We start from the raw sequence: 5,086 nt of genomic DNA, 5'->3' as shown, positions 1-5,086 counted from the left end.
AGTACGAGACCAGCAAGATGGCATATCGCGACATCAAGAATTCCGTAGACACTGCAAAGCGTGAAGGTATAGAAATAGGCATGAAGAAAGGCAGAGAAGAAGGCAGAGCTGAAGGCATGAACCTGCGAAGCCTTGAGATTGCCAGGAAGATGCTGGCAAAGGGTATGGATGAAGCGTCTATCATGGATATGACGGGGCTGACGGCAGAGGAGATAAAGCTGCTGAAAGCGGAGATGTAGATTACGAATATCTCCATATAACCAAGGGTCTATACGCCACTTGTCATCGTGGCATATAGACCCTTGTCGTTTCCCGTGAGGTGCGGGGGGATATGTTTGCTGGGCACCTTATACTCCTGCCCAGCTTAGGAGTGTATATGGAATGCTAAAGCTTAACCCCACATTTTACAGAATTGAATGTCATTCCAAGGAAAGATCTGCTTGTATGGTCTTTACTCATCTGATAGGGTTCTTCAGTTGGAGTCCAACAATAACGACCATCAATTAGTTGCTTGGTCATTATTCTCTGTTTTTCAGACAACTCTAAATCTATATTTTCTATAGAATGAGAATCGAAGCCAAAAATACCATCCCCGTGTTCATAGTCACCTTTTACATTCGTGAGTTCTCCCAAAGTTACTTTTCTCAAATGGTAACATTCTGCAAATGCACCTTCATCTATAGCAGAAACATTCGGAGCACAAATTTCTTCCAAATCCACACAGAAGAGTAAGGCATTCTTTCCAATTTTTGTCACATCAGGCAAAGTAATAGACTTTAATGCCTCTAGTCCTCCTGATTGGTTGTTCAAACCATCTGCAGGAATTTCCTTGCATCCTATTAGAGTGAGATCTATAGTGCCAGATTTCACATTCTCAAAAGCTTCGCGGATAGCCTTAAACTCATTATCGCCAGCATCAGAAGCGAGGTTAAGTCTTATAGCAGTCTTGCCGTCTGCTACTTCTTGCTTGATAGCTGACTTTATTTCTTCTGCACTATTTGCCGAAATGACAGTAGCATCCAGAGCATAACTCTTAGCTTTTTCTGTTGCTTGCAAGAATGTATGAGTTGCCAAAGTTGCTTCTCTATATTTCACAGTGACTTCGGCATATCTATCAAAAGTACCATATAAATAGGCATTGCCCTTTTCATCAGAAGTAAGGGCATAATTTTGATCCCATATCATATTGCTGCTGCCCGCAGGAGTGTATTCACTGATGCTAACTGTTATTGGCTTATTTGGCATAGTTGCAATGCGGAGGCGTGAATAATTACGTGTGACATTGGCAAACGATATGTCTATATAATTATCATCTCCATAATGAACATTACAAGTTGCTTCGATGAACTCTGCTATTCCATCTTCTCCATCATCCTTATACCCAAGATAACCATCATTTAAATATTTACGACCTGGAGCATAGTAAGCATAAGCCGTCACAGGTTCCCCCTCAAGATAGCACAATGAGTTGCCATCTTGGATTTCAAACTTTACTCCATTGTATTTTAAAGTTGCAGTCTGGATTCCTAACTCTTTAGATTCTAACTTTATACAGATTTCGTCTCCAACAGCCCATGCTGTCTTACCCTTGTCTTCTTCGCCGATAGTTCGGGTAGAAGGTTTCTCAAACATAGGAAAGTCATCTACAACAAAACGTATATTACTTTTAACAGTTGGTGTAGATTCTTCGCTTATATCATTAGCACATGATGCCAAAACAACAGCAATCAATGCCATCATCATGTATTGAATAATCTTACGCATAATTATATTCTCCTTTTATTTGTTATAGTTCTTCTTCATTTTCCCAACCAGGCAGAACACCTTGATTGCGGACTGCGAGTTCCACTTTGTCTCTTCCTATTTTTTTGAGACTATAGGTGTAACGATGCCCTTCCAAAAAATCTGTTTTTTGCTTTAACTTGACGGTATAATCTTGCCCGTCTAAAGTAAACTTCAAAAAATCAGCACTTGTGTCTAACGAGCCTGGTACAATGATTGCAGAGAAAGACTTTTCTCCATCATCTCCTGTCTGGCATGCATATACCAACGTTGGCTCTTTATAATTAGAAGTGTCCATTATCCAATCAGTGTTTGATCTTCTGCTAAAGCTAGCCCCATTGCATGGCGAACAAATCTGTAGGTTATTTATATCCTTATTAGGATGATCGTATGCACCAATTTCATAGAAAATTGTAACCAGCGACATGCGATGCTGCATAGGAATTCTTAAATCGTACCGAGGAACATCGTGCCAATATCCAGTTATGAGATCAGCGTTTTTCAAATTACCTTCGCTGCTTTGGTCTGTCTGTAAATCATACTGTAGATTTTCTTTCCCAAAATCCGTGTCAGATGGATATACAGCCAAAATAGTATGTTGTTCGTATCCATTTAACCAACGGAAACTACCACTGCGGGACCAGGTTTCGCCATTAAAAGAAAGAACTGTCGTACTACCAGGATCATAATCCGTAAATATACTTACTTTCAGTTTATCTTTATCCTCCCAATTTTTACCGTCTCCCAATGTATTGACACGAGTCTGCATACCTCCAACAGAGAAAGTGGCATTGATTTCCTGCCCTTTCAGCGTTGGAGCCATATCTTCATTTTGCGTACATGCTGTAAAGCCCATAGCCATAAGGCCCATTACCACATAGGAAATTCTTTGTTTTATCGTCTTCATAATCTTCAGTTTTTTATTGTTAGTGAGTTAGTGAGCGGCCAAGCTCACTAACCCTGTATTTCCTATTTTCAGTACCTTATTATTCTATTTCTGCATCGAGAGATTCATTGTCTGTGCCAATACCCCAACCCGTTATGTTTGCATTTCCTATTACTATACTATTATTTCTAACAGTGATAGTATAAGTATATTTTTTACCACCTTCGAATCCATTTGGTAGGGGTATCTTTGTTGTATAATTGTTAATAGTATTTTCGTTATACAACACACTACAACTAATGGTCAATTCTTTGTTTTCGAACTGTTGCGGGAAGAGTATGAACTTGCAGACCCTGAGATCGGTCAAAAGACCTGTTACTGGTAAGGTTTTTAGGGAAGAAGTCCCTGTGACTTCTGTCGCACCTGTTTTTACATTTATCTTACCCTGTGTCTTTATCTTGTCCAATGTTATACTTTGAAGATTACTCTTGCTGCTCTCAATACCTTCTCCTGCACAGACCGTAAATTCTATCATACTCATCTTGTGCTTAAAGCGATGGTCTTTCTCTGGCAAGGATTCACCCACATTATTCAAGTCAGTGAAATTAACCATTGGAGATGCTTTGCTGGCTGTTGCTCCCGAGGCAAAGAGAAAATCGTTTGCTAATAAGGTATTACTTGGATTGCTGTAATCAATAGTCCAATCATTTTTTAACCAACCATCCTCATCGAATTTGTCATTATTGGGGTCATCAATGTATGGATAATACGCACTGAATGTCTGTTCCGCGTTATCTCTAAAATAAATAGGATTTGCCGAAACAAATTCACCATATCTGTCATATTCATACTTTACATTTGTTCCTTTTGTGTTTCCTGCGGAAGTGACGTACACACCGATAGCGTCGCCAGTTGTCCATCTGTCGTTGTCTGCAGTTCCACGGGTTTTGATATTGTTGGAAATATCCGCCTTTACTGTGGCAGCAACAGGACCATTGTTGCCGATACCGTCTTCTTCGTTAGCGCAAGCTGCAAACAGCAATGCTGCGGCAGCGATGTATAAGATTTTAAACTTCTTCATAAACGTTGTATTTTAATAGTTATTAATTTGCTACATATTCATTGTTGCCTTCTGCCGGAATCCAGCCTTTAATCGTTCCTTCTACTACAACTCCGGTCTTCCTGATGTTGAGCGAAAGGGTATAATACTTGCCCTGCTCCAGGGTGATGTCGGCATTCGCCTTCCATGAATAGGTGGTATCACCCAATCGGAAGGTAACCGTCAGAGGCTGATTGGCTGCCTGGATGGTCTGCGGAACCAGCAGACAGGAGTATTGGGCAGAGATGCTGGCATGCTCTGCATCCTTTGCCTGGAAAGAAACATTCTCTGGAGTAATGGACGCTGCTGCGGCATCAGCCTGAACCGTTATCTGCGGCTTGTCATGAGAAAAGTCGCATACGCCAGACAAAACGGTGCCCTCTACCCTTACGTCTTCTATCTTTGACAGATCTACCTCGTCATTGGAAAAGGCGGAATGGAAGTTGAAGGTTACCATCAGCTGGCTGAAGGCATGATCAAACTTCACCTCTACAATCTTGTCTTTGTTCTCGCCGACGATGGTTGGAGCATAATCCTTAGCCTTGAACACCAGAAGGTCGGAAGACAGGTCTTCTTTAGTCTGTACGGCTTTCACCGATACAGGGAACTGCTTCTGGGTTGCCAAGGCATCACTTATATCAGCCTGATAAGGAGCATAGGCGATGATGTCGGCAGAAGGAATCTCACTCTTCCACAGCATTGGGGTAGCAGAAGTCCACTCTTCGCCGTTCTTCGTCATCTCCACATTATTATATTGCAAAGATGAAGCGTGCTCTCCGGAACCCAGAATACAGATACCGAAGTTTTGCAAGGTGGCGGTTTCGGTGATGCCACGGGTAGCAATATCTGATACCTGGGTGGTGATGCGAATGCCGCCAACTGAAGATGGGCTTTCGCCTGGCGTCAGACTATCCTCCTGCGAACAACTCGCCATAAGGAGGATGGCGCAAGCCATCTGGGGTAATAAACTGGATAATTTCATATTCATTTCATTTTATATTCATCTTAGTCCCAAATGCTAGTTCTTCTAGCCGATGTACTTTCTTCCATGTCACCTGTACCAAAAGAACCACCGGGTTGAAAACCGTTCACGGTAGGTGTAGAATTGGTTTCGCCACTTCCTGCGAGAATCTGAGTAGTTTCCAATTCGAGTACCTGCACAGATGGAGCTACATACTTTTTCTTCTTAGTTAAAACTTTCTTCATATCTATTATGTTTTGATTATAATTTACGACATTTTAAATCTTTACTTGATACAGATCCTTAATTCCGCAACACTATAGTTTAACATTATTTATAAGTGCCTGAGCAACAAAAA

General features: G+C 41.3%; 5 protein-coding genes and 1 pseudogene. 1 reads left to right on the top strand and 5 read right to left on the bottom strand.

The annotated features are described in order from the left end of the window. A pseudogene (locus KSW37_RS15020) lies at window positions 1-239 on the top strand (Rpn family recombination-promoting nuclease/putative transposase); the annotation flags it as partial. 145 nt (window positions 240-384) lie between these two features. Here KSW37_RS15020 and KSW37_RS15015 read toward each other — a convergent pair. From KSW37_RS15015 to KSW37_RS14995, 5 genes are all read right to left on the bottom strand, one after another. Then, window positions 385-1,764: a leucine-rich repeat domain-containing protein gene (locus KSW37_RS15015; RefSeq protein ID WP_217315225.1), complete on the bottom strand. Its 1,380-nt coding sequence runs from the start codon at window positions 1,762-1,764 to the stop codon at window positions 385-387. 22 nt (window positions 1,765-1,786) lie between these two features. Beyond that, window positions 1,787-2,689: a fimbrillin family protein gene (locus KSW37_RS15010; RefSeq protein ID WP_217315223.1), complete on the bottom strand. Its 903-nt coding sequence runs from the start codon at window positions 2,687-2,689 to the stop codon at window positions 1,787-1,789. 79 nt (window positions 2,690-2,768) lie between these two features. Further along, window positions 2,769-3,749, bottom strand: a complete 981-nt coding sequence (locus tag KSW37_RS15005) for a fimbrillin family protein (protein ID WP_217315221.1) — start codon at window positions 3,747-3,749, stop codon at window positions 2,769-2,771. Between the two features lie 22 nt (window positions 3,750-3,771). Beyond that, window positions 3,772-4,749, bottom strand: a complete 978-nt coding sequence (locus KSW37_RS15000; RefSeq protein ID WP_217315219.1) for a fimbrillin family protein — start codon at window positions 4,747-4,749, stop codon at window positions 3,772-3,774. Between the two features lie 23 nt (window positions 4,750-4,772). Then, the gene (locus tag KSW37_RS14995; protein WP_217315217.1) at window positions 4,773-4,973 is read right to left on the bottom strand and encodes a hypothetical protein; all 201 of its coding nucleotides are present in this window, start codon (window positions 4,971-4,973) and stop codon (window positions 4,773-4,775) included. Window positions 4,974-5,086 lie beyond the last annotated feature (113 nt).

Origin of the sequence: Segatella copri, assembly GCF_019127135.1 — a bacterium.
Classification (GTDB): domain Bacteria; phylum Bacteroidota; class Bacteroidia; order Bacteroidales; family Bacteroidaceae; genus Prevotella.
The sequence above is the reverse complement of the archived record's forward strand: the minus strand, read 5'-3'. Positions and strand labels throughout refer to the sequence as shown.

What these genes read in the sequence shown, in the direction of transcription:
- KSW37_RS15015 (WP_217315225.1), bottom strand. Translation starts at nt 1,764, where the DNA reads ATGCGTAAGATTATTCAATACATGATGATGGCATTGATTGCTGTTGTT.
- KSW37_RS15010 (WP_217315223.1), bottom strand. Translation starts at nt 2,689, where the DNA reads ATGAAGACGATAAAACAAAGAATTTCCTATGTGGTAATGGGCCTTATG.
- KSW37_RS15005 (WP_217315221.1), bottom strand. Translation starts at nt 3,749, where the DNA reads ATGAAGAAGTTTAAAATCTTATACATCGCTGCCGCAGCATTGCTGTTT.
- KSW37_RS15000 (WP_217315219.1), bottom strand. Translation starts at nt 4,749, where the DNA reads ATGAAATTATCCAGTTTATTACCCCAGATGGCTTGCGCCATCCTCCTT.
- KSW37_RS14995 (WP_217315217.1), bottom strand. Translation starts at nt 4,973, where the DNA reads ATGAAGAAAGTTTTAACTAAGAAGAAAAAGTATGTAGCTCCATCTGTG.